20 protein-coding genes and 1 tRNA gene are annotated in these 22,410 nt (G+C 68.6%); 6 read left to right on the top strand and 15 right to left on the bottom strand.

All coding sequences use genetic code 11. The features are described 5' to 3' along the window. Nucleotides 1–83: 83 nt before the first annotated feature. Nucleotides 84–159 (bottom strand) — tRNA-Lys (locus AB0L60_RS31090). Nucleotides 160–480: 321 nt separating this feature from the next. Between AB0L60_RS31090 and AB0L60_RS31085 the strand changes: the two genes are divergently transcribed. Further along, nucleotides 481–1,683 (top strand): Ig-like domain-containing protein, encoded by a 1,203-nt coding sequence (locus AB0L60_RS31085; protein WP_364621135.1) that lies wholly within the window; start codon nt 481–483, stop codon nt 1,681–1,683. 94 nt (nt 1,684–1,777) lie between these two features. Here the strand turns inward: AB0L60_RS31085 and AB0L60_RS31080 are convergent, their stop codons facing one another. Both AB0L60_RS31080 and AB0L60_RS31075 read right to left on the bottom strand, forming a co-directional pair. Then, on the bottom strand, nt 1,778–2,215 hold the full coding sequence (locus AB0L60_RS31080; RefSeq protein ID WP_364621132.1) for a hypothetical protein: 438 nt from the start codon (nt 2,213–2,215) through the stop codon (nt 1,778–1,780). Between the two features lie 135 nt (nt 2,216–2,350). Further along, entirely contained in the window at nt 2,351–2,998 is a 648-nt protein-coding gene (locus AB0L60_RS31075; protein ID WP_364621130.1) for a cyclase family protein, read from the bottom strand. Nucleotides 2,999–3,109: 111 nt separating this feature from the next. On the opposite strand from AB0L60_RS31075, the gene AB0L60_RS31070 reads away from it, so the two are divergent. Next, on the top strand, nt 3,110–3,814 hold the full coding sequence (locus AB0L60_RS31070; protein WP_364621127.1) for a hypothetical protein: 705 nt from the start codon (nt 3,110–3,112) through the stop codon (nt 3,812–3,814). 51 nt (nt 3,815–3,865) lie between these two features. Here AB0L60_RS31070 and AB0L60_RS31065 read toward each other — a convergent pair whose 3' ends face one another. Further along, a complete protein-coding gene (locus AB0L60_RS31065; protein WP_364621124.1) occupies nt 3,866–4,699 on the bottom strand; it encodes a methyltransferase domain-containing protein in 834 nt (277 codons plus the stop codon). 87 nt (nt 4,700–4,786) lie between these two features. Here AB0L60_RS31065 and AB0L60_RS31060 point away from each other — a divergent pair, with 87 nt between their 5' ends. Further along, nucleotides 4,787–5,209 carry a helix-turn-helix domain-containing protein gene (locus tag AB0L60_RS31060; RefSeq protein ID WP_364621121.1) on the top strand — a complete coding sequence of 141 codons (423 nt, stop codon included), beginning with the start codon at nt 4,787–4,789 and terminating at the stop codon, nt 5,207–5,209. Nucleotides 5,210–5,259: 50 nt separating this feature from the next. Here AB0L60_RS31060 and AB0L60_RS31055 read toward each other — a convergent pair whose 3' ends face one another. Further along, the gene (locus AB0L60_RS31055; RefSeq protein WP_364621118.1) at nt 5,260–5,742 is read right to left on the bottom strand and encodes a MarR family transcriptional regulator; all 483 of its coding nucleotides are present in this window, start codon (nt 5,740–5,742) and stop codon (nt 5,260–5,262) included. Between the two features lie 105 nt (nt 5,743–5,847). Here AB0L60_RS31055 and AB0L60_RS31050 point away from each other — a divergent pair, with 105 nt between their 5' ends. Next, entirely contained in the window at nt 5,848–6,468 is a 621-nt protein-coding gene (locus AB0L60_RS31050; RefSeq protein ID WP_364621115.1) for a DUF4386 domain-containing protein, read from the top strand. 431 nt (nt 6,469–6,899) lie between these two features. Then, nucleotides 6,900–7,244, top strand: coding sequence for a hypothetical protein (locus AB0L60_RS31045; RefSeq protein ID WP_364621113.1), 345 nt, complete (start codon nt 6,900–6,902; stop codon nt 7,242–7,244). Between the two features lie 27 nt (nt 7,245–7,271). Here AB0L60_RS31045 and bla read toward each other — a convergent pair whose 3' ends face one another. Beyond that, complete coding sequence (bla, locus tag AB0L60_RS31040) at nt 7,272–8,186, bottom strand: class A beta-lactamase (RefSeq protein ID WP_364621110.1); 915 nt, start codon at nt 8,184–8,186, stop codon at nt 7,272–7,274. 76 nt (nt 8,187–8,262) lie between these two features. After that, nucleotides 8,263–10,041 carry a penicillin-binding transpeptidase domain-containing protein gene (locus AB0L60_RS31035; RefSeq protein WP_364621108.1) on the bottom strand — a complete coding sequence of 593 codons (1,779 nt, stop codon included), beginning with the start codon at nt 10,039–10,041 and terminating at the stop codon, nt 8,263–8,265. Nucleotides 10,042–10,195: 154 nt separating this feature from the next. Between AB0L60_RS31035 and AB0L60_RS31030 the strand changes: the two genes are divergently transcribed. Further along, the gene (locus AB0L60_RS31030) at nt 10,196–11,101 is read left to right on the top strand and encodes a serine hydrolase (RefSeq protein WP_364621106.1); all 906 of its coding nucleotides are present in this window, start codon (nt 10,196–10,198) and stop codon (nt 11,099–11,101) included. Here the strand turns inward: AB0L60_RS31030 and AB0L60_RS31025 are convergent. The 8 genes from AB0L60_RS31025 to AB0L60_RS30990 form a co-directional block, all read right to left on the bottom strand. Next, nucleotides 11,050–12,003, bottom strand: coding sequence for a LysR substrate-binding domain-containing protein (locus AB0L60_RS31025; RefSeq protein ID WP_364621103.1), 954 nt, complete (start codon nt 12,001–12,003; stop codon nt 11,050–11,052). The genes AB0L60_RS31030 and AB0L60_RS31025 overlap by 52 nt on opposite strands. Nucleotides 12,004–12,036: 33 nt before the next feature. Further along, nucleotides 12,037–12,762: a thioesterase family protein gene (locus AB0L60_RS31020; protein ID WP_364621233.1), complete on the bottom strand. Its 726-nt coding sequence runs from the start codon at nt 12,760–12,762 to the stop codon at nt 12,037–12,039. 266 nt (nt 12,763–13,028) lie between these two features. Further along, complete coding sequence (locus AB0L60_RS31015) at nt 13,029–13,511, bottom strand: adenosine-specific kinase (RefSeq protein WP_364621100.1); 483 nt, start codon at nt 13,509–13,511, stop codon at nt 13,029–13,031. A 110-nt stretch (nt 13,512–13,621) separates the two neighbouring features. Continuing rightward, on the bottom strand, nt 13,622–15,148 hold the full coding sequence (locus AB0L60_RS31010; protein ID WP_364621097.1) for an amino acid permease: 1,527 nt from the start codon (nt 15,146–15,148) through the stop codon (nt 13,622–13,624). 34 nt (nt 15,149–15,182) lie between these two features. After that, entirely contained in the window at nt 15,183–16,253 is a 1,071-nt protein-coding gene (locus AB0L60_RS31005; protein ID WP_364621230.1) for a Glu/Leu/Phe/Val dehydrogenase dimerization domain-containing protein, read from the bottom strand. Between the two features lie 176 nt (nt 16,254–16,429). Then, nucleotides 16,430–19,924: an indolepyruvate ferredoxin oxidoreductase family protein gene (locus AB0L60_RS31000; protein ID WP_364621094.1), complete on the bottom strand. Its 3,495-nt coding sequence runs from the start codon at nt 19,922–19,924 to the stop codon at nt 16,430–16,432. 246 nt (nt 19,925–20,170) lie between these two features. After that, nucleotides 20,171–20,653, bottom strand: coding sequence for an Lrp/AsnC family transcriptional regulator (locus tag AB0L60_RS30995; protein WP_354834356.1), 483 nt, complete (start codon nt 20,651–20,653; stop codon nt 20,171–20,173). A gap of 71 nt (nt 20,654–20,724) precedes the next feature. Beyond that, nucleotides 20,725–22,410, bottom strand: a complete 1,686-nt coding sequence (locus tag AB0L60_RS30990; protein WP_364621090.1) for a hypothetical protein — start codon at nt 22,408–22,410, stop codon at nt 20,725–20,727.

Below are 22,410 nucleotides of genomic sequence, written 5' to 3'. Positions count from 1 at the left end.
CATAGGCTGCAGCTGAAGCTGTAGTGCTCATGAAGAAAGCCTCCCCGGATCCAGCGTTCTGTGCTGGTCGGAGAGGCTTTCTTTGGTGCGCCATCAGGGACTCGAACCCCGAACCCGCTGATTAAGAGTCAGCTGCTCTGCCAATTGAGCTAATGGCGCGTGTTACTCCCCAGGGGGCTTGGGCTTTCGCTTGGGCCGCTCTGCGGTGCGAGAAGAACATTAACAGGATGGAGTGCGGAAAGTGAAATCGGGTGTCTGAGCTGCGGGTTTGTGGAGGGTTGGGGAGTTGTTAACGCGGCGGGGGTGAACACGGATGTTTCGGGCAAAGCCCCTGTGGGCGGGACGCTTGGTTGGAAGCCGGGGTGGTTGCGACTGCCAGGGCGGGGTCTCGGCCGGATGGGGTGGTGATCGAACAGGCGTGGTCGGGGCCGGGAGTTGTGCGGTGGCCGGTTGTGCACCGAGACGTAAAGCGGGGTTGTGATGAGGGAAGGTCGGGGGCGGCGACGGCTGCTGGGTGCCGGGGTGGTGGTGTCCGTGCTGGCGTTGGCGCTGGTCGGGTGCTCGTCGGGGGGTAAGGGTCAATCCTCGACGGTGGCAATCGATTCCAATCCCATCGGCGAGCTCATGAAGCCGAAGCTGATCTCACCGGTGAAGGACGGCGACAGAGGGGTGTCGCCGGGGGAGCTGACGTTGAAGGTGGAGGATGGTCGGCTCACGACCGTGGCGCTGACCAATCCGGACGGCAAACCGATGCCGGGTGAGCTGGCGGCGGACGGCCGTTCGTGGCGGCTGACCGAGCAGTTGGCGTTCGGGCGCACCTACAAGTTGAGCGTCGACGCGATCGGCCTTGGCGGCGCGACCAATTCGACTATGAGTTTCACCACTATCTCGCCCAATAACCGCACCCACCCATACCTGTTGCCGGCGGAGAACGACGTGGTCGGTATCGGCCAGCCGGTGGCCGTGCAGTTCGACGAGAACATTCCGGATCGCCGGGCCGCCCAGGCGGCGATCCAGATCACCACCACGCCCGCGGTGGAGGGCGCTTTCTACTGGGTCAACAATCGCGAGGTGCGCTGGCGGCCGCAGAATTTCTGGGCCCCGGGCACCAAGGTCGACATCGCGGTGAACGCCTACGGCCGGGATCTCGGCAACGGCCTGGTCGGCGACAGTGACATCCATTCCAGCTTCACCGTCGGCGACGCCACCGTCTTCACCGCCGACGACGACACCAAGATGGTGACCGTCGAGCGCAACGGTCAGGTGATCAAGACCATGCCGACCTCGATGGGGAAGAGCTCCACACCCACCGACAACGGCGTCTACATCGTCGGCGACAAGTTCGACAAGATCATCATGGATTCCTCCACCTACGGCGTCCCGGTGAACTCGCCGGCCGGCTATCGCACCCCGATCGACTGGGCGACGCGGATCTCCTACTCCGGCATCTTCTTCCACTCGGCCCCGTGGTCGGTGGGCGCACAGGGCTCGGTCAACACCAGTCACGGCTGCCTGAATCTGAGCCCGGCCGACGCCAAGTGGGTGTACGACAACGTCAAGCGCGGCGACATCACCATCGTCAAGAACACCGTCGGCGGCACGCTGTCGGGCCTGGACGGGTTGGGCGATTGGAACATTCCGTGGGAGCAGTGGAAGGCCGGCAACGCCGACGACAACCGCTGATCCCCGACACCCGCTGCTGATCCCGGACACGCGGAAGGGGCATCAGCGTGTTCGCCGATGCCCCTTTGGGACGCGCTCGATCTCGGGTGGGGGGTCAGCCGATGGTCCCCGGCCCGATGCCGCCGCCGCCATTGAGGTTGCCGCAGCCCAGTCCCGCGTAGCCCGCGAGCGCCGCGGCGCTGCCGGCGACGGTACAGCCGTTCTTCGAGGAACCCGTGGTCGCCGAACCGCTCGCGCCGCCGAGCTTGATGGCGGAGGACCCGAAATCGACCTCCGACTCCATCGGGTTGCTGTCCGAGGTCGGGTCGGTCGTCGTGCCCGGAGCGGTGGCCGTGCCCGGTGTGGTGGTGCCCGGGGTGGTGGTGCCCGGGGTGGTCGTCGTGCCGGGCGTGGTGGTGCCCGGGGTGGTCGTCGTGCCGGGTGTGGTCGCGGTCTGCGAGGCGTCGGTGAGAACGATCTCCGCGGACGCGGCGGGCGCGGCGGGCAGAATGGCCGCAACGGCTAGCAGAGTGGTTACGGCATAGCGGTTCACGTGCGAAGTCCTTCGGATCGAGCATGGATCGGGGCCTCGACTCCCCGGTGTCCAGAGCAGTGTACGGAGATCGGGTGACCCGCGCCGCAAAGTGCGACACACTGGTGTTTCTGTCACACTCCGAGACGTGCTGGGTCAGTCGCCCAGAAGCGCCACGGCCCGCACCGGAGCGCCGTCCGCACCGGGCAGATTGAGCGGGAACATCGACACCTCGACCCGCTGCCCGGACTGCTGCGCCGCGAGCACCTCGCTCAATCCGGTCAGATTCTCGGCGATGACCGCGTTCGCCCCACACAGAATCCGGTGCACCGGGATCTCCTCGGTGGGCGTCGGGTCGACACTGAGCGCGTCGATCCCGACCGTCCGTACGCCGGTCGCGATCAGATACTCGGCCGCTTCCACGGTCAGATGCGGATGGTTCAGGTACGCGTGGGTGCCCCAGTGCCGCGACCAGCCGGTGGCGATGAGCACGATCTGCCCCGCCGACACCCGGTCCTCGAAGTACTCGCGCCCGATCGCCCCGCCCGCCCCGGCCGCCCGCGCGTCGATGACCACACCCGGACCGGTGAACCGGTCCAGCGGTAGCTCGTCCAGCGCCGCCAGCGAGTCGTCGATATGTCGCGGCGCGTCCACATGCGTGCCCGTCTGCGAGCCGAGATCCAGGTGCAGCACGTTCACGCCGTCGATGGTCACGGTGAGCGCGGGCCGGATGGTGACCTCCGGATCGCCGGGATACACCTGCATACCGGACCGGATCGGTACCGAAAGATCGATGATGCGCACTTTCCGCCTGCCTCCCTGTGGATTTCACGCGATGATGACAGTCAGCAAGATCGAATACAGTCGCCGATGAGGAATTCGAGAATCGCTATGTCTGCCATACATATTGCCGTGTTGAACCGCAGTACCGTACTGACCGACGCGCAGGTTTCTGCCGTGGTCCCGGCATTGCAGACGCAGGTGCACCGAGATTGGGCCCCGGTGTGGGGGAGTGACGCCGACCTGAGTTTCGTGGCGACCGGCGCGCAGCCTCCGGCCGGCGCCTGGTGGCTGGTGGTCTCCGACGACTCCGATCAGGCCGGGGCGCTCGGCTATCACGACCTCACGAATGAGGGTCTGCCGATGGGAAAGGTGTTCGCGCGCAGCGACATCGATGCCGGGCTGCAGTGGACCGTCACGGCCAGCCACGAGCTGCTGGAGATGCTCGGTGACCCCGATATCAACCTGGCCGCCTACGTGTTCTCCAGCGCCACCGCCGGACGCATCTACGCCTACGAGGTCGCCGACGCCTGTGAGGCGGACCAGTACGGGTACGCGATAGCTGGAATCCAGGTGTCGGACTTCGTGTTTCCCGCCTGGTTCGAGAACTTCCGCAAGGCGGGCAGCACCCGGTTCGACTACGGCAACCACATCAACGCGCCGTTCCAGCTGCTGCCCGGCGGATACATCGGCGTGTTCGACATCAATGGCGGCAGTGGCTGGCACCAGCTGACCGCGGAGAGCAAGCCCGCGCAGTACACCATGCGGGCCCGGGTGGGCAGCCGCCGCGAGCGCCGCCGCACGCCCCGCGACCAGTGGCTGCTCAGCGAAGTGCGATGAGATACGCCAGTTTCCAGAGGTCCGGCCGCGGCAGGGAGCTGTCGCGACCGGTCAGGGAGCCCGGGCGTCGAGCAGCCAGCAGGCGGCGGTGAAGCGGGCCTCGTCGCCGTGCACGAAGGGTTCGAAGGCCGCCCGCACGGTCTCGATGACGCGCTGCCGGGTGGTTTCGTCCACCTCGAGCAGCGCCAGGCCGACCGGTCCCAGCCGCGAGAGGTAACCGACGAGCGCAGGTTCGGGCATGACGCAGTCGACATCGAGCGGGCGGATGTCGATATCGGCCCAGCCGCTCGCCGCCAGCATCCCGGCCACGTGATCGTGGTCGGCGAGGGCGAATTGGCCTGGTGAACCGGGGATTCGGGGTTCGAGATTCGACAGCAGCGGCGCCGCGGCGCGTTCGGCCGCGGTGAAGAACGGATTCGCCTCCGGATCACGCCAGACGATGCAGCCGAGCCGGCCGCCGGGCCGGGTGGCTCGGCACAGGTTGGTGAAGGCGGCGACCGGGTCGGCGAAGAACATCACCCCGAACCGGGAGGTGATGAGGTCGTAGGCGGCGGCTTCGAAAGGCTGGGTCTGGGCGTCGGCGCGAATGAAGTCGACGGGCAGGCCTGCTCGCTCGGCGTTGGCGCGGGCGGCGGCGATCATCGGTTCGGCGATGTCGACGCCGGTGCAGTGCGCGCCGGTTTCCCGCGCGAGGGCGAGGGTGGTGCCGCCGGTGCCGCAGCCGACGTCGAGGACGTCCCGGGCCCCGGTGTCGCGCGCCAGCGTCACCAGGATGTCCTGGAGCGGTCGCATCACCTGGGCGATGAGGTCCTGGGCGTCGACCCAGGCATTGCCGGAAGCGCCGTTCCAGCGGGCGGATTGGTCATTGTCGAGCGGTGTCGTCATGGTCGCTGTCCTTCGTCGGTCGACGGGCCGGAGAGCTACACTGTCCCAATTCAAGTCGGCTCGAGGTCAAGCTCCGAGGTGAATCCCGTGAGCAGTCTGGATATCGCCGAGGTCGTTCGCCGATCGGGCGTCCCGGCCTCGACACTGCGATACTACGAAGAGCGCGGCCTGATCGCCTCGACCGGCCGGCGTGGGCTCCGTCGTCAGTTCGACGAATCCGTGCTGGAACAGCTGGCCCTGATCGCGCTCGGCCGCACCGCCGGTTTCCCCCTCGACGACATCGTCGTCGCCTTCGGTCCCCAGGGCGACCTGCGCGTGGACCGTGCCGTGCTCCTCGGCAAGGCGGACGAATTGGACCGCACCATCACGCAATTGACCGCCGTGCGCGACGGCCTGCGGCACGCTGCCGCCTGCCCGGCCCCGAGTCACGCGGAATGCCCGACCTTCCGGCACCTGCTGCGCGAGGTCATGGCGGGCCGGATCGCAACCATCGACGCGCTGACCCCGTGACAACCCCTGTGCCGCACCGCATCTGAGCGATACCCCGGCACAGCGGGGCGTCACTCCGTCTTGTAGCCCGGATGCACGCCGGGGGTCAGTCCATGGTCGGCGGCCAGGCGAACCAGCAACCCGGACAGCTGTGCTTGTTCCTCCGGCGTCAGCGACCGGCACATGTGCTCCTCGGCCTCTCGGGCGACCGCGCCCAGTTCGACGAGGGTGGTCCGTCCCTTCGCGGTCAGGAACAGCGCATGCTGCCGCCGATCGTCGGGATTGCGTTTGCGCTCGATGATTCCGCGTTCCTCGAGCTTGTCGGCGAATTGGACGAACCGGCTGGGCGGCATGCCCAGTTCGTCGGCGAGTTCGCGCTGGTTGCGGCCCGGCTGCACGATGAGCATCCGGAGCAGTCCGGCCTGCGCCGGCGTCAGGTCCAGGGTGGCCGTGCGCTCGGCGAATCGATTGGCCGCATAGGCGCCGATCTGGGCCAGCAGGAACCCGACGGCCGTCACGGCGCGCTGTGGCGCGACCTCGTCTTTCGCATCCATGTCGCAATAGTAGCAGTGGAAAAATAATAGACGATTGACAATCGTTACAGTTTGTAATCATTATTGGATCAGCACGGTTCGCCCCGAGATTGAGGATCACCGCTGATGAGCACCACCATCGCTGGCACCAACCCCGCAGTTCTCGCCCCCGTCGCCGCGTTCGCGGCACTCACCATCGGCTACGTCGCCACCAATGCCCGCACCCCGCACCCGGACGCGAGCGGTGCGGACGTGCTGGCCTACACCACCGCGCATGCCGGGCTCATCGATGCCGGAGCGCTGCTGCTGGTGTTGTCCGCCGCGGCGCTGGCCATTGCCGCCGGGCTGATCCAGCGGGTGCTGCGGGGTCCATCCATCGCCACCATCGGCGGTGCGCTCGCCGCCGGCGAGCTCACCTTCAGCGCCCTGTTCTCCTGGGCCGGCGGGCGGCTGAACGATGCCGCCGCACCGGAACTGGCACGCGCGATCGCCGATCTGGGCTTCCTGTCCGGCGGCCCGGCCTACGCGGCCGGCTTCGGGCTGCTGGCCGTCGGCATCGCGATTCCGGCGCTGCTGGAACGGAAGCTGCCGACCTGGCTGATCTGGTGCGGACTGGCCGTCGCCGCCGCGGCCGCGCTGTCCACGCTGGCACTGATCGTCTCCGGGTTCACTTTCCTGCTGCCGGTCGTCCGCTTCGGTGGTCTGCTCTGGCTGATCGCCGTGGCGGTCGTGCTGTCCCGGCGCTGAACCGCCCGGCGCTCTGCCGATTGACCTGCCGCTCAACCTGATTCACCGATCAACCCGCCATACCTGATCGAAAGGCCACCCCCCCATGCTCAGCACCTACGCCGACCTCGCCGGAAAGACCGCCGTCCTCACCGGAGCCTCGCGCGGCATCGGGGCCGAGACCGCCCGCCCGCCGAGGTGGCGCAGGCCGCGCTGTTCCTGGCCTCGGATGCCTCGTCCTATCTGAGCGGCATCACCATCGATGTGGCGGGCGGGCGCATCACCAACTGAACCGCGTCCCAACGGAATCGCGTCATCAACCGAGCAGCGCGCCGGCCGAGCGACGGTGGCCCACCCCGGGTCACCGTCTCCCGTACGGCACTTTCGATTTCGAGCTCGCCAACGGCAAGCGGACGCGCGCCGACGCCGCCGACCCGGGCGACGCGGCGCGCTTGTTCACCGGCTCCTGGGCGTACGACCCCACGAATCCCGCTTACCTGAACAACCTCACCTCGCCGGGGTACAAGCCCAAAACCGGTGTGGTGCACATCGATTCGAGCGGCGGACAGCTGACCGCCCATACCGGAGACGGCTGTTCCTGGACCCTGGACGGCCATGGCAATACCGCCGAACTCGCACCCGCGGATCAGACCTGCCGAACGCCCGGCGGCACCGTCATCGTGTCATTCTGGTCGATGGCCAGCGACGGCACCCACCTGATCTCCGTCATGAACAGCACCGACGCGGAGAACGGCGAGTACTTCGTCGGCAGCGGCAGCTCGACGCGACAGCCCTGACCCGCCCGACTCCGTCCGGCCCGCGGGCTAGCGGATGGTGGCGACGGCTTCCTTGGCGAGGGCGGCGACCAGCGGATTGTCCGCTGCGGCAGCCTGATCCGGCTTGGTGGTCAGCACCAGGATCACCAGTGGCGCGGCGCCGCCCGCGGGCCAGGTGACCGCGATGTCGTTGGCGGTGCCGTAGTCGCCGCTGCCGGTCTTGTCGGCGGTCTTCCAGTCTGCCGGGAGCGCGGCGCGAATGCGGGCATCGCCGGTGGTGTTGGCGAGCAGCCACGCGGTCAGCTGTGTCCGTTCGGGTTCGGCCAGGGCGTCGCCGAGTACCAGTTTGCGGTAGTCGTCGGCCAGGGCGGCCGGGGTGCTGGTGTCGCGTTCGTCGCCGGGGATATTGGTGTTGATCTCGGTTTCCCAGCGATCCATGCGGGTGGTCCGGTCGCCGATCGAGCGCAGGAAGGCGGTGACGGCCGGCGGCCCGCCGAGCAGCTCGAGGATCTGATTGCCCGCGGTGTTGTCACTGTGGGTGATGGCGGCGTGGCAGAGTTCGGCCACGGTCATGCCGGTATCGACGCGGGTGCTGGTGATCGGCGAGTTCGCCACCAGCTTGTCGGGGGCGAAATGGATGACCTGGTCGAAGAATCCGCTGCTGAGCGGATGCGCGTGGAGCAGTGCGCCGCAGGCTAGCGGTTTGAAGGTGGAGTCGAAGGCGAACCGTTCGTCCTGCCGATAGCCGATGGTCTTGCCGGTGCCGGTATCGATGGCGACCACGCCCGCCCGGGCCCCGTGCTGCTGTTCGAGCGCGCGCAGCGCCGCGGTGTCGGTGACCGCGCCGGCGGTGGTGGTCGGTCCGCTCACCGCCGCTCCGGTTTTCGAGTCGCTGCCGCAGCCGCCGGCCAGCGGGGCCAGGAGCAGGAGCGAAACCAGTGCACCGTATTTCAGGGTCGACAAAACAAGCCTCTCAATCATTTTCGAGTGCTGAAGTGGGTATTCGGCTCGCGCCGTGTGAAATTGGAAGCGAAGGAAATCAGTGCGGGGCGCGCAGCATGCGGCCCGCGGCCTGCACGGCCGGCTCGGAACTGCCCGCGTCGCTGATGAAGACGGCGAAAGCCAGATCGCCGTCGATGCCGACGAACCAGCCGTGCGCGTGCTTGTCGTCGATGTATTCGGCGGTGCCGGTCTTGCCGAGCAGGCCGGGGATATCGCGCAGTTCGGTGGCGGTACCGCCCGTGATCGTCTCGCGCATCATGGATTTCACCTGATCGGCGATACCCGGCGGCAGCGCGGGCGGCTGCTGGTCGGGCTTGCCGGGCTGCCCCTGGACGACGGTCGGCGACTGGACCGTGCCCTGTGCGAGCGCGGCCGCCAGCAGTGCCATTCCGAACGGTGACGCGGTCACCTTGCCCTGCCCGATGCCCTCCTCCACCCGCAGCGCGGGCGTGTCGGCGGTGGGCACCTTGCCGGTGACGGTGGTCAGTCCGGGCGTCACATAGTCGATGCCGAGCCCGAGCTGGGCGGCGGCATTGGTCAGCCCGTCCGGTGCGAGCTGGACCGCCAGCCGGCCCATCGTGGTGTTGCAGGACTTGGCGAAGGCGGTGTGCAGCGGCACCTGGCCGAGGTCGAAGTTGTTGTCATTGGGGATCTCCCGGCCCTCGATGTTCTCCTTGCCGGGGCAGGCGACCATGGAGTCGGGAGTGACCTGGCCGGCCTGCAGCGCGGCCGAGACGGTGACCGTCTTGAAGGTCGAGCCCGGCGGGTACAGCCCGGTCAGCCCGATCGGTCCCCGCGCGTCACCGGCCGCGTTCTGCGCCATGGCCAGCACGTTTCCGGTCGACGGTTGCACCGCGACAACGGCCGCCGGGGTGGTGATCGGGGCCAGCGCGGCCTCGGCGGCCCGCTGCAAACCGATATCGAGGGTGGTGTGAATATCGGTGACCGGCTTGGGATCCGGGCCGCCCACCCGCTGCGTGCCGTCGCTGCCCTGGGCACGCACAGCCCAGCCGGCTGCGGCGTCGGCCTGCTGCTGCCACAGATCGGAGAGGCCCGAGAAGGTCGGGGAGGACAGGGCCTTGTCCACGGCCAGCAGCCGGGTCTGCCGGGCGGTGGTCACATTCGCGAGGTTCGTGAGGGCGGCTTGGACGGTGGCGTAATCGGATTCGCGCAGAGTGACCGCCGTGATCGGTTTGCCCTGGGCCGCGGCCAGATCCGATTGCAGGCTCGCGGCCGTGACATCCGGCGCGGCCGGTTGCAGGGCTGCCGCGACGGCCGCCGGGTCGGCTCCGGGCGCGACCTCGACCAGCGTCACCACCTGCTGGGTGAGCAGATCGCCGCCGGCGCTGTCGAAGACCTTGGCGGGGTCGGGGTAGACGACGCTGTAGGACAGCGGGCCGACATCGAGGCCGGGCGCGACGGTCGCGGGATCCCACTGGATCTTCCAGTCGCCGCCGGACCGCGTGGCCCGGCCCGAGGTGGTGTACGTCCACTCATTCGTGCCGTCCTTGCCCAGCTTCCAGGTGGCGGCCAGTGTGAAGGTACCGCCGTCGTCGGTCTTCTCGACCTTGCTCGCCGCGAAATGCACCTGCTTGCCCAGGCTGTCGTAGAGCGGGCCGAGCGCGGCGGAGGCCTTGGCCGGGGCGCTGGTGGCGTCGGCGGCCGCCGGTACATCCTCGCGGTTCAGGGCGTCCGCGAAGCCGTCGACCGTCTTGGACAGCCCGGACGTGGCATCCGATCCGGAGCATGCCGTCGCCGTGACCAGCATGGCCGCGGCGCAGACACCGGTGAGGGCCTTCCTGCTGAACTCTGCCATGACAGCCACCCCAACATGGATTACCGGTGGCTGTCCAAGACCAACACGGACGAGAACCGATATAGAAATCGATATCGTCGCAGCGTGTCAGGTGTCGAGCGGCGGCGTCACGGGCGGTTGACGGGCCGATCGGGGCACCGGGAATGCTGGGGGAGTGGACGAGATCTTCCGGACGGCCGGTGTCGAGGGCCGGGTGCATGCCCGCTGTTTCGACTGTGACGGCGAATTCGGCTGGGCCGCAGACGAACCGGTGGTGTTGTCCTCGGTGGTGAAGGTGCCGCTGGTGCTGGAGTTCGCGCGGCAGGTGGCGGCGGGGCAGCTCGATCCGGCCGATCGGGTGCGGGCCACGGCGGCGGACCGGCTGGGCGGGGTCGGCACCGCGGGCTGCCACGACGATGTGGAATTCAGCCTGCGCGACGCCGCCTACTTCGCGCTCACCGTGAGCGACAATACCGCCGCCGACCTGCTGTTCGATCGGGTCGGCGTGGAGAATGTGCGGTCGCTGGCGCGCGAGCTCGGGCTCACCGGCACCCGGATCATGGGCTCGCTGCGCGACATCCTCTACAGCATGGCCGAGGACATCGGTGCGCGTGACCTGCACGAATTCGCCCGGCGCTACCCCGAATCCAGCGCGGCGGAGGTGTTCGGCTCGCGTGCGGTGGATCCACTGCGCACCACGGCCGGGACCGCGCGGGACATGACCCGGCTGCTGTGGCTCATCGGCGGGGATCGTGCGGGTTCGCCCGAGGCGTGCCGGTTCGTGCGGGATCTGATGCGGCAGCAGGTGTACGGGCATCGGCTGCCGTCGGCGTTTCCGCCGGGCACGGACATCTGGTCCAAGACCGGGACGCTGCCCGGGATCCGCAATGAGATCGGGGTGGTCGGGTATCCGGATGGAAGCCGGTACGCCGTCGCGGTTTTCACCGCATCACACAGCCTGGCCGGGCGGCAGCCCGCGGTGGATCGGGCGATCGGCGCCGCGGCGCGGCTGGCCGTCGAGCGCATCGATCACGTCCGGCCCGCCACCACGTCCCAGGGCCGGCGCTGCGGCGTGTCTTGAATCGGGGCCGGCCGGGACGCGCCGTCACCCTGCACGACCGCGACGATGAGGTCGGCGAGTTCCCGGACCAGCGGGTGCGGGGCGGCGGCGGGCCAGGTCAGGGCGAGCCGCCAGCTCAGCGTGCCCTCGGGCAGCGGCCGCCACACCACGCGTGGCTCCTTCTGCGCCACCAGGCCCTGGTCGAAGGCAACGCCACGGCCGGAAAGCACCATGCCGAGCACGAATTCGGGATTGCGGGCGTGCTGCACCGAGGTGGGGCGGAAACCGTGCTCCCAGCAGGTGCGCAGGGTGGCGTCGTAGAGGCCGGGCGCAGCGGCGCGCGGGAAGATCACCAGTCCGTGCCCGGCCAGATCGGCCAGGGTGAGTGCGGCTCGCGCGGCCAGCGGGGAATCGCGCGGCAGCACCACACCCAGCGGGGTCTCCACCGCCGGGCCCGATTCCAGGCCGACCACGTCCACCGGGTACTGCAGCAGCCCCGCGTCCAGTTGCCGATCGGCCAGCAGCCGCACCTGTTCGGCGGTGGTCAGCTCCTGGAGGTCCACCCGCACCTGGCGGCTCTCGAACGCGGTGAGGATGGCGGCCAGCACGCGGCCCGCCAGTTCGGGCGGCACGCCCACCCGCAGTGCGTCGATCTCACCCCGATGCGCCTTGCCGACCAGCGACTTCGCCCGCTCCCAACGCGCGATCAGGTCCCGCGCCTCCACCAGCAGGATCTGCCCCGCCTCGGTGAGCTCCACGCGCCGGCTGTCGCGTTCCAGGAGCCGGGCCCCGATATCGGTCTCCAGCTTGCGGATTCGCTGGCTCAGCGCCGGCTGGGCGATCCGCAGCCGCTCGGCCGCCCGGCCGAAGTGCAACTCCTCGGCCACGGCGATGAAGTAGCGCAACTGACGCAGCGGATCCATCCCACCGACGATATCGGTTTCCTTATCGCCGGGTCAGGCCCGGGCGCGCACCTCGAGAATCTGCAGGCACCGCCCGATCGGCCCGCGCTCGTCGTGCAGCACGGTCGAGCACATCCCGACCCCGTCCGGCCCGATCGACGTCTGCACCGCCAGCCCGATCCACTCGCCCTCCGGTAGCCGGAACAGGTCGATCGTCAGGTCGGTGTTCAGGAACGTCCACTGATACGGATCCAGCTGCGCCCCAATCCCATTGGCCACATCCGCCACCGAGAACACCCGCACCAGCGGTGAGATCTCCTCACCTTCGACCACCTCGACCAGGGGCCGCACCCACACCCGCCGGGTGACGTCGTCACTCTCCACCGCCCGGATGTCCACCGACTTCACATACCCGACATCCCACCCGTCCGGCACGCCCCACCCGATCTCGGATGCCGCCGGCACCGCCGGCAGCGGCGCGTCGGCCGTATGCACCACCGACGAACTGTCCGACGTGGCAATCCGCCACGCTGAAGCCTTCGCCACCGCCCGCCGGCTCCCATCCGCCTGCGTCGCCACCAACTCCGCCCCCACCAACTCGACCCGCCTCCCCGGCCGCTCCACCCACGCCCGCACCTCGACCTCCCCCACCGGCACCGGCCCCAAGATCTCCATCGTCAACCGAGCCACTCGCGCCTCCTCCCGAGGCGCACACCGCTCCACCGCCCGAGCCAGCAACGCCGAAGGCGGCGCCCCATGCTGCATGGAAGCCGCCCACACACTCACCGTCGACCCAGTAGCCCCGAACCGCTCGAACCCCTCATCCCCCACTCCCTGCGCGACGTAATAAGCCTTGGTCCCCGCCTCCTCCAAGTCCGTCCGCTCCACCGCTGTCACGTCATGCGTCTGCGTCACCCAGTCAACGTATCAGCCCACGTCCAACCCACTAGACGCTGTACGACAAACTGCCGATTCCACTCCGCGGTCAGCCCGGTGCCGGCGCAGTGGGAACGCGAGAGCGGCGGTCGATTCCCGAGGTAGTGGGGTCAGAGTTTGTAGCCGATGGCGCGGAGGAGATGGTGGCGGTCGGTGCGGTCGGTCTCGGTTTCGATCCCCAGGGGCGGTGCGCCGTCGACGACGCCGATGATGCCGCGGCCGAGGGAGGTTTCGGCTATGAGGACCTCGACGGGGTTGGCGGTGGCGCAGAAGACGGTGCAGAGCTCGGGGATGTGGCGGATCGCGTTCAGGACGTTGACGGGGTAGCCGTCGCGGAGGAAGACGATGAAGGAGTGGCCGGCGGCGAGGGCTGTTGCGTTCTTGGTGGCGAGGTCGACGAGGTCGTTGTCGTTTCCGGACCAGCGGATCAGGCGGGGGCCGGAGGCTTCGCAGAAGGCCAGCCCGAAGCGGAGTTGCGGGCCGGTGCCGACGAGGGCTTCGTGCATGTCCTCGACGGTCTTGATGAAGTGGGATTGCCCGATGATGACATTGAGCTCATCGGGATTCTCGATGGGCACCGCTGTCAGTTCCATCGGGCTATCGTCCCTCGTCACGCGGCCGGGGAACAAGATCAGGGAGCTGCCGGGGCGGGAATTCGGGCGAATTCCCACGGTGACAGCTCCCTGATCTTGTTCGGGCCAGGTTAGGGGACCGGGTCGGGTTCGGCGGCTGGGATCGATTCGGCGGCTGGGATGGATTCGGCTGCGGGGGCCTTTTGCTTGCCGAGGATCGAGTGGCGGCGGCTGTAGGTGAAGTAGATGACGACGCCGAGGGCCATCCAGATGACGAAGCGGAGCCAGGTTTCGATGGAGAGGTTCAGCATCAGCCAGAGGCACGCCAGGGCGGCGAGGATGGGGATGACGGGGACGAGCGGGACTCGGAAGCCGCGCTTCAGGTCGGGGCGGGTACGGCGGAGGATGGGGACGCCGAGGGAAACGAGGACGAAGGCCACGAGGGTGCCGATATTGACCATTTCCTCGAGGGTGCCGAAGTCGACGAAACCGGCCAGGAGGGCGCAGACGACGCCGACGATGACGGTCAGGCGGAGGGGGGTGCCGTGCTTGCCGGTGTGGGCGAGGCTGCGGGGGAGCAGGCCGTCGCGGGCCATGGCGAACAGGACGCGGGTCTGGCCGAGGAACATGACCATGACGACCGTGGAGAGGCCCGCGAGCGCGCCGATGGAGATGATGTTCTTCACCCAGGTCGCACCGTGCAGGGCGAAAGCGGTTGCCAGGGTGGCATTTCCGCTCGCGAGCTCGGTGTAGGGGACCATGCCGGTGAGGATCAGCGAGACGGCGACGTAGAGCACCGTCACGATGGCCAGCGAGCCGAAGATGCCGCGCGGGACATCACGCTGCGGGTTGCGGGTCTCCTCGGCCGTGGTGGCGACCACGTCGAAGCCGACGAAGGCGAAGAACACCAGCGAGGCCGCGGCCAGCAGGCCGTACCAGCCGAAACTCGTTCCGCCGGAACCGGTCAGGAATGAGAACAGCGACTGGTGCACGCCACCGGCCTGCGCGGAGGGCTGCGACGGCGGGATGTAGGGGCTGAGGTTGGACGCCTTGAAGTAGGTGGCGCCGACCACCAGCACGAGCGCGATCACGGCCAGCTTGATGGCCACCGCGACGGCCGAGACCCGCGAGGACAGTTTGGTGCCGGTGGCCAGCAGCACGCCGACGATGGCGATGATGACCACCGCGCCCCAGTCGAACGAGATGGATCCGACGTGCGCGACCGGATTCACCAGGCCGCCGAGCACCTCGCCGAGATACTGCGACCACCCCTTGGCGACCACCGAAACGGCAAGGGCGAACTCGAGAATGAGATCCCACCCGATGATCCAGGCGATGATCTCGCCGAAAGTGGCGTACGCGAACGTGTACGCACTGCCCGCCACCGGCACGGTCGAGGCGAATTCGGCGTAGCACAACGCCGTCAGCCCGCACGCGATGGCCGCGAACACGAAGGCCAGCGAGACCGAGGGTCCCGCGACCGTGCCCGCGGTCCGGGCGGTGAGCGTGAAAATGCCCGCCCCGATGACCACCGCGACACCGAAGATGGTGAGATCCCTCGCCGTCAGATCCTTGCGTAGCTTGGAATCCGGCTCATCGGTATCCCGGATCGACTGCTCGACCGATTTGGTGCGGAACACTCCGCTCGCGAACGCCACTTGTCGTCTCCTCTCTGAAACTACGGTGCGGCGATCAGAGGGCCCGCGGGATGGCGTCGAGACGCCGCTCCGCGAACCTGTTGGCCGCTGCTCCGGTGCCGATTCCCTCGGCCTTGGATTCCGCGATGATGTCGCGGCAGCGGTCGAAGATGCCCCTCACCGCATCTTCGACCTCGGCCGACGCTGCCTGGCGCAGCTCACCGGCCACCTGAACGAGTCCACCGCCATTGGCCACGAAATCCGGGACCCAGGTGATGCCACGCTCGTTCAGGGCGTATTCCACTGCGGGCGTGGCCAACTGGTTGTTGGCGGCGCCGCAGACGAGTTTCGCCTCGATGGCCTCGGCGCTGGACGCGGTGAGCGTGCCGCCGAGGGCGCAGGGGGCGTAGACGTCGACCGGAGCGGTGGATACGTTGCTCAACAGTCGAACCGACGGATTGTCCATCGAAATGCGTTCCAGCGCAGCCTCGTTCACATCGGTCGCGCAGACCTCCGCGCCGTCGGCGAGCAGCAGCTGGATGAGTTCGCGGCCGACCTTGCCGACACCCTCGACGCCGACGGTACGACCCGCCAGTGTGGGTGCGCCCCACACGGATTCGGCGCCGGCGCGCATGGCGTTGAACACGCCCAGCGCGGTGAGCCGGGCGCTGTCGCCGGAACCGCCCGCCGCGATGCTGCGGCCGGTGACATGGCTGGTGTAGCGGCCGATGGCGTCCAGGTCATCGGTGTTGGTGCCCACATCGCCCGCGGTGATGTAGCGCCCGCCGAGGGATTCGACGAACCGCGCGTAGGCCGCGAACAGCTCCTCGCTCTTGTCGAGGGCCGGATCGCCGATGATGACGGCCTTGCCGCCGCCCAGGTTCAGACCGGCGGCCGCCGCCTTGTAGGTCATGCCCCACGACAGTCGCAGCACATCGTCCAGCGCCGCCGCCTCCGAGGCGTAGGGGTACATCCGGGTGCCGCCGAGCGCCGGGCCCAGCGTGGTCGAGTGAATCGCGATGATCGCCTTGAGTCCGCTCTTGTCGTCCTCGCAGAACACCACCTGCTCGTGGCGTCGAGCGCTCAACTCGTGCGAGCGGCCGAAAACCCCTGCGTCGGTGTGCATTGCGGTCACAATCGATTCCTTTCGTGGACGCCGCTTGTGGCGGCTGGGTGGTGGCCGCTTGGTGGGCGGCCGGGTGTCGTGCCCGGATTCCGGGCACAGGTCACCGCGGTACGGCGGCGGGAACGATGCCGCCGTACCGCGTCGGGTGTGGAGTTGGGAAGGGTGAGCGGCGCGGGTCAGCCGTCGAGGCCGAGCTCGCGCAGGCGGGCGCGGTAGAGCTCGACATTGCCGAGCTTCACGTCCTCGTAGCCGCGGACCAGGTCCGGCAGGGCCGCCGCCTCGGTGGCGGTGGCGTAGCCGTCGGTGGTGAGGCCGGCCGCCAGGCGGTGGACCATATCGGTGTAGTGGGACAGCAACTCCCGCTCCACCTTTCGGACATGGGCGTAGCCGAAGGGGTCGAGCTTGGTGCCGCGCAGGGACTTGCCCTTGGCGAGCAGCTTCAGGGCCACATGGGATTTGGGGGTGAGGCCGATCTTCTTCTTGCGGCCGAGGGCGCGAAGCACCGGGGGATGCAGCTTGTAGGTGAGGTTCTCGCCGCCGGGGACCTGCGCCCGCACCTCGTCGAGTAAGGCCGGGTCGACCAGCAGGCGGGCGACCTCGTACTCGTCCTTGTAGGCGGTGAACTTGTACAGCCCGCGGGCCACGGCCTCGCTGAACTCGGTGCGCTCGGTGACCGCGCGCTCCGCATTCCAGACGGCCTGGACGGTGTCGATGTAGCGGCGGGCGACCTTGGCGTTCTGGTAGCCGATCAGCTCGGCGGCCCGCAGCTCGACCAGTCGCCGGACCTCGCCCTCGAAGTTGGTGCCCGCCAGCAGCTCGGCGGGGACGATACGCGGAGTGCGCTGTGCCGCAGCAGTATCGGTGGCAGCCGCGAAGGCGGCCGGATCCGCGATGGCCACGCGACCCCAGCGGAATGCCGCGATATTGGCCGACACCGCGACCCCGTTGATGGTGATCGCCTCTTCGATCGCCGCGGCGGGCAGCCGCAGGCCGCCGGTCTGGAAGGCCGCGCCGACCATCAGGAAGTTGGCGGCGGCGGTGTTCCCGAACAGCTGCTGCGCGGCCGTCAGGGCATCGAGGCGGAACTGCGAATCCGATACCGCCGCAAGCCGATCCAGCAGCGGCCCGGTCTCCGGGTAGGTGACCGACTTGTCGTAGACCATGTCGCCGGTCGGGGTCTGGCTGGTCGAGGCGACCACGACCGTCGCAGCCGGATTGCCGTACTGCAGGTTCTTGGGATCGGCGGCGGTCAGCAGATCGATGGCCATGATGCAGTCCGCGCTGCCCGGGGTGAGCCGGTTGGACGGCTCCAATTCCGTTGTGGAGAACCGCAGGTGGGACAGCACCGGCCCGGCCTTCTGGCTGAGCCCGATCTGGTCCAGGCTCTCGACCGCGTACCCGGCCCGCAGTGCGGCGGTGGCCAGCACCTGGTTCACCGTCACGATGCCGGTACCGCCGATGCCCGCGATGAGTACGTTCTGCGTGCCCAGCGGCGCGCCGAGCCCCGGATCGGCCACCATGGGCGGCTCGGCCGCCTTCCGGCGCTTCGGAGCGACCGACTTGGCGCCCTTGCGCCCCTTGGCATCCGGGTTCAACTCCACCGTCACGAATGACGGGCAGTCGCCGTCCATGCAGCTGTAATCGGTATTGCAGGAGGTCTGGTCGATGCGCGTCTTGCGCCCGAACTCGGTCTCCACCGGCTGCACCGACAGGCAGTTCGACTTGGTGCCGCAGTCGCCGCAGCCCTCGCACACCGCCTCGTTGATCACCACGCGGGTATTGCGCACCGGCAGCGTGCCACGCTTGCGCTGGCGGCGGGCGTCGGCGGCGCAGTGCTGGTCGTAGATCAGGACGGTGACGCCCTCGATCTCGCGCAGCATCTTCTGCGCTTCGTCGAGCCGGTCGCGGTGCCACAGCAGTGTGCCCTTGGCCAGCGCTTTCCTATTGTGCCGCTTGGGATCGTCGGCGCAGATGACGATCTGCTTCACGCCCTCGACGGTCAGCTTGTGGGTCAGCTTCGCAACAGTCAGCCCGCCCTCCACATCCTGCGCGCCGGTCATGGCGACGACCTCGTTGTAGAGCAGCTTGTAGGTGATGTTCACCCCCGCCGCCACGCACGCCTGGATGGCCAGCTGCCCGGAGTGGAAGAACGTCCCGTCGCCGATGTTCTGGAACAGGTGCGGCACATCGGTGAACGGCGCCTGCCCGATCCACTGGCTGCCCTCACCGCCCATCTGGGTCAGGCCGGTGACCGCGCTGTCGCTGCGCCCGGACAGGGTGACCAGGGTGTGGCAGCCGATGCCGCCACCGCCGATCGAGCCCTCGGGCAGGGCGGTGGAGCGGTTGTGCGGGCAGCCGCTGCAGAAGTACGGGGTGCGCTTGGCGGACAGCACCTCCAGCGAAAGCGCCGGCGGCGGAGCCTTCTTCAGCTCGACCCGCTCGCGCAGCACCCGCCGCAGCGGGGCCAGCAGCCGGCCCGCGGTGAGTTCACCGTCGAACGGCATGAGCGGCAGGCCGTTTCCGTCCAGCTTGCCGAGGATCCGCGGGGCATCGACGGTGCCGTACAGGATTTCGCGGATCTGGGTCTCGATGAACGCGGTCTTGTCCTCGACCACGATCACCTGCTCCAGACCCCGGGCGAATTCGGTGACCCGCTGTGCCCCAACCGGATACGGCATGCCGATGCGGAGCAGGCGAATGCCCGCGCGGTGCATGGCCGCCTCGTCCACGCCCAGATCGACCAGCGCCTGACGCACCGCGTCGAAGGTGGTGCCGGTGGCCGCGATGCCGATCCGCGCGTGCGCCGGATCCACCTCGATGACGTCGAGATCATTGGCCGAACCGAAGGCGCGCACGGTGGCCCAGCGCGGCCCGTACAGGTCGGCCTCGGCCAGCACACTGTCCGCGGGCGCCGCCATCGGCCGCTGCCGATAGGCGAAAGTCTTTCCTTCCCACTGCACTTCGGGTACCGAGATGGGGAGCTCGGCGACCGAGGAATCCACCGTCCACGCGCCGTCGGCGACATCCGCCACGATCTTCAGGGCCACGATGCAGCCTGAGGCCCGCGACAGCGCCACCCCCTGCATGCCCATGGTGATGATCTCGCGGGCATTGCGCGGGAACAGCACCGGCACACCCATGGCCGCCAGCGACCGCTCGCTCACCGCGGGCACGGTCGAGGACTTCGAGGCCGGATCGTCGCCCACCAGCAGCAGCACGCCGCCGCGCGGATTCACCCCGTACATATTGGCGTGCCGGATGGCGTCGGTGGCCCGGTCGACGCCGGGCCCCTTGCCGTACCACACACCGACGACGCCGTCGTGCGTCGCCGTCCCGGCGGGCAGATCCGCCTGGCTACCCCACACCGAGGTGGCGGCGAGCTCCTCATTGAAGCCCGGCACGAAGGCGATGTCGTGTTCGGACAACACATCCGGCATGCCCAGCAGCATCTTGTCGACCCCGCCCAGCGGGCTGCCCTGATACCCGGACACGAAGGTCGCGACCCGGTGGCCGGCGCGCATATCGCGGACATGCTGTTCCACCAGCATGCGGGCGATGGCCTGCACACCGGTGAGAAGGACCGGGCCTGCGCCGGACCGGTAGCGGTCGGCGAGGTCGTAGGGCGTAGCCGGTTCGGCCTGTCGAACAGGCGCGCAGGCAACGTCGGTCATGAACAGTCACCACACTCTCCACAGCCCAGATCGTGGGCTGCAAACCAAGGGACCAAAGCGATCGGTGCAGCGAAATCTGCCGTGATGAGTGATCTGTGTCAACAGATGCTCGAAAAGTTGATCAGACTGCTCAAAAGTGATCTGGAACACTGTGACGTACGCAGCATTTTGCTCGAGCGTCCACGCGGAAGTCCGCTCGAGTGACCTCGGCCCCCGGCCCATCTCCTGAGGCACGGGGCCGGTTCGTCATTCGGCGGGCTGGCTCGTCAGATGCTCGACGAGCGGCAGCGACCGGTACTCGACCGGAGTCGCGAGGGCCAGCATGGTTTCGGTGTGCTTCACGCCGGGAATCGCGTGCACGCGCTGGATGATGGACAGCAGATCCGGCTGCGACCGGGCCGCGATCCGCACCAGCAGATCTCCGCGCCCGGTCGTCGCGTGCACCTCGAGCACGTTCGGGAACTCCCGCAGTGCCTCGACGATGTCGTTCATCTTGTTCTGGTTCAGCTCGATGCCCAGGAACGCGTGCACCGCGAACCCGATGGCCTGCAGATCCACGTCCGGCGGATACCCCCGCACCGCGCCGGACGCCTCGAGCCGCTTCATCCGCGCCTGCACGGTGTTGCGCGCGATCCCCAGCCGCTGCGCCAGCTCCAGAATCGGCACCCGCGGATCGGCCGCCAACTCCGCGAGCAGCGCGGAATCGAGACCGTCGATCTTGATGCTCATGCCGCATTGTCGCACAGTGGCAGGCCGGGGCCGGTGGACCGGAACCGTCGCTCCGCCCCGCCCGCCGTGGCTCAGTTCGGGCCCCGGACCACGGCATTGCCGTCGTGATCGCCCGTCGAGGGCCGTTCGCTATGTGCGATTGCACCGCGCAGGGAGGTGAGCAGCGCGGGGGATACGGGGACGATCAGGTCCACGGTGCGATCGGCCGGGCTGCCCGCGGAGTGCGGTCCGCCGACCCGGGTGGGCTCGTTGAACGACAGCTCGCGATGCAGGGACGCGAGGTCGAGCAGCTCCAGGGCACGGCCGGGGCGTTCGGAGGCCGAGTGATCGATCATGGTGGAGCGGATGATCAGGTGATTCGAATCCTGCTGGGGGAGAGTCAGTTCCAGTAGACGGGTCTGGCAGGGCCATTTGCACAGGCCGGAGGTGAGTACGTGCCAGAATCCGCCCGCGGGGTCCTCCTGCGGATCGGGACGGTGGCGCGGGGTCACCTCGTTGCGGTGCTCGTGCCCAGCGATCCACAGCACCACATTGCCGAAGCGGTGCAGCAACGACTCCAGATCGGCGGCGAGGTAGCGGGTTTCGCCGTCCGGGTCGGGTGTCGTATTGGTCAGCATGCCCAGACCGTGGTGGGAGGCGATGATCACGACGCGGTCCCGGTTCCCGGTCCGGACGATCGCGCCGTCCTCGCCGCGATACGACGAGTGCGCCGCGATCAGCTGATCGACCAGCCAATCCCATTGGCGTGCACCGATGCTTCCGGTGACGTGCCCGGCGGGGTGGGTGGAGTCCAGCACGATCATCCGCACGCCCGGGACCGCGTCGTAGCCGTAGTAGGTGGTGCCCTCGATCAGGTTCTGCTCGGTGAAGCCGTGGCCGCGCGGCTCGGTGGGGCTGTCCAGATGGGCGCGCACGTATTCGGCCGGGCTGATGACCCGGCGGTCGGCCCGGGCCGCGATGGGTACGGCCGGACCCTGCGAGAGCACGGTCGGATCGGGCAGGTACCGCCGCATCGGATCGGCGGGCGGCTCGATGCCCAGCGCCGTGGGCGCACTGTCGCCGGTGACCAGCGCCTGGTATTCCGGAGTGACGGGCGCGCGGCCCTGGACCAGGCAGTCGTGGTTGCCGAAGCAGGCCAGCCAGGGCATGCCCAGGCCGCGGGTGCGGAAGGGGCGGGCGGCGGCCGCCAGCAGGCCCGGGACGTCGGGGAATCCGTGCTCGCGCTTGTAGACATCGCGGGATTCCGGTTCCGGGTTGTAGAACTCGGCCGAGACGGCGTGCGCGGGCAGCGTTCCGGTCTCGGTCGCACCGAAGTTCGGGTCGAGTACGGTGTCGCCGTCCAGCAGGGCGAACAGGGCCGACAGCTCGTTGGACTGCGCGCTGTCGATATTGTCTCCGGTGGTGACGACGAAATCGATGGTGCCCGTGCCGAGTTCGCGCAGTGTGCGAATGGTGGCCTCGAAGGCATGCAACGCCACCGGTTCCTGCGGGCGGTAGGCCGGGAACATGAACTCCCACCCGGGCCGGCCCGCCAATCCGTGCAGAAAGGTGAGACGGCCGGGGGAGACGGGATCGGCGATCTGGAAGTCGGTCAGCTGGATGAATCGCGCCACGGTCGCGCCCGGGTCGAGGGTGGCGCCGGGGGCGAGTTCGGTGCGGGCCGACCGCGGTTCGGCCGGACCGCGTTCCAGGCCCCGATACCGGCCGTCCGCGTCGAGTGCCGCGCCCGGCCGGATCGTGTGATCGGGAAAGGTCAC

It is taken from the genome of Nocardia sp. NPDC051981, from assembly GCF_040680715.1.
Classification (GTDB): Bacteria; Actinomycetota; Actinomycetes; order Mycobacteriales; family Mycobacteriaceae; genus Nocardia.
This window is presented reverse-complemented; position numbering and strand designations above follow the sequence as displayed.

Bases quoted from the DNA above. Each gene is read 5' to 3' on its own strand.
- AB0L60_RS31085 (WP_364621135.1), top strand. From the start codon at position 481: ATGAGGGAAGGTCGGGGGCGGCGACGGCTGCTGGGTGCCGGGGTGGTG.
- AB0L60_RS31065 (WP_364621124.1), bottom strand. From the start codon at position 4,699: ATGACGACACCGCTCGACAATGACCAATCCGCCCGCTGGAACGGCGCT.
- AB0L60_RS31055 (WP_364621118.1), bottom strand. From the start codon at position 5,742: ATGGATGCGAAAGACGAGGTCGCGCCACAGCGCGCCGTGACGGCCGTC.
- AB0L60_RS31050 (WP_364621115.1), top strand. From the start codon at position 5,848: ATGAGCACCACCATCGCTGGCACCAACCCCGCAGTTCTCGCCCCCGTC.
- AB0L60_RS31035 (WP_364621108.1), bottom strand. From the start codon at position 10,041: ATGGCAGAGTTCAGCAGGAAGGCCCTCACCGGTGTCTGCGCCGCGGCC.
- AB0L60_RS31025 (WP_364621103.1), bottom strand. From the start codon at position 12,003: ATGGATCCGCTGCGTCAGTTGCGCTACTTCATCGCCGTGGCCGAGGAG.
- AB0L60_RS31015 (WP_364621100.1), bottom strand. From the start codon at position 13,511: ATGGAACTGACAGCGGTGCCCATCGAGAATCCCGATGAGCTCAATGTC.
- AB0L60_RS31005 (WP_364621230.1), bottom strand. From the start codon at position 16,253: ATGCACACCGACGCAGGGGTTTTCGGCCGCTCGCACGAGTTGAGCGCT.
- AB0L60_RS31000 (WP_364621094.1), bottom strand. From the start codon at position 19,924: ATGACCGACGTTGCCTGCGCGCCTGTTCGACAGGCCGAACCGGCTACG.
- AB0L60_RS30995 (WP_354834356.1), bottom strand. From the start codon at position 20,653: ATGAGCATCAAGATCGACGGTCTCGATTCCGCGCTGCTCGCGGAGTTG.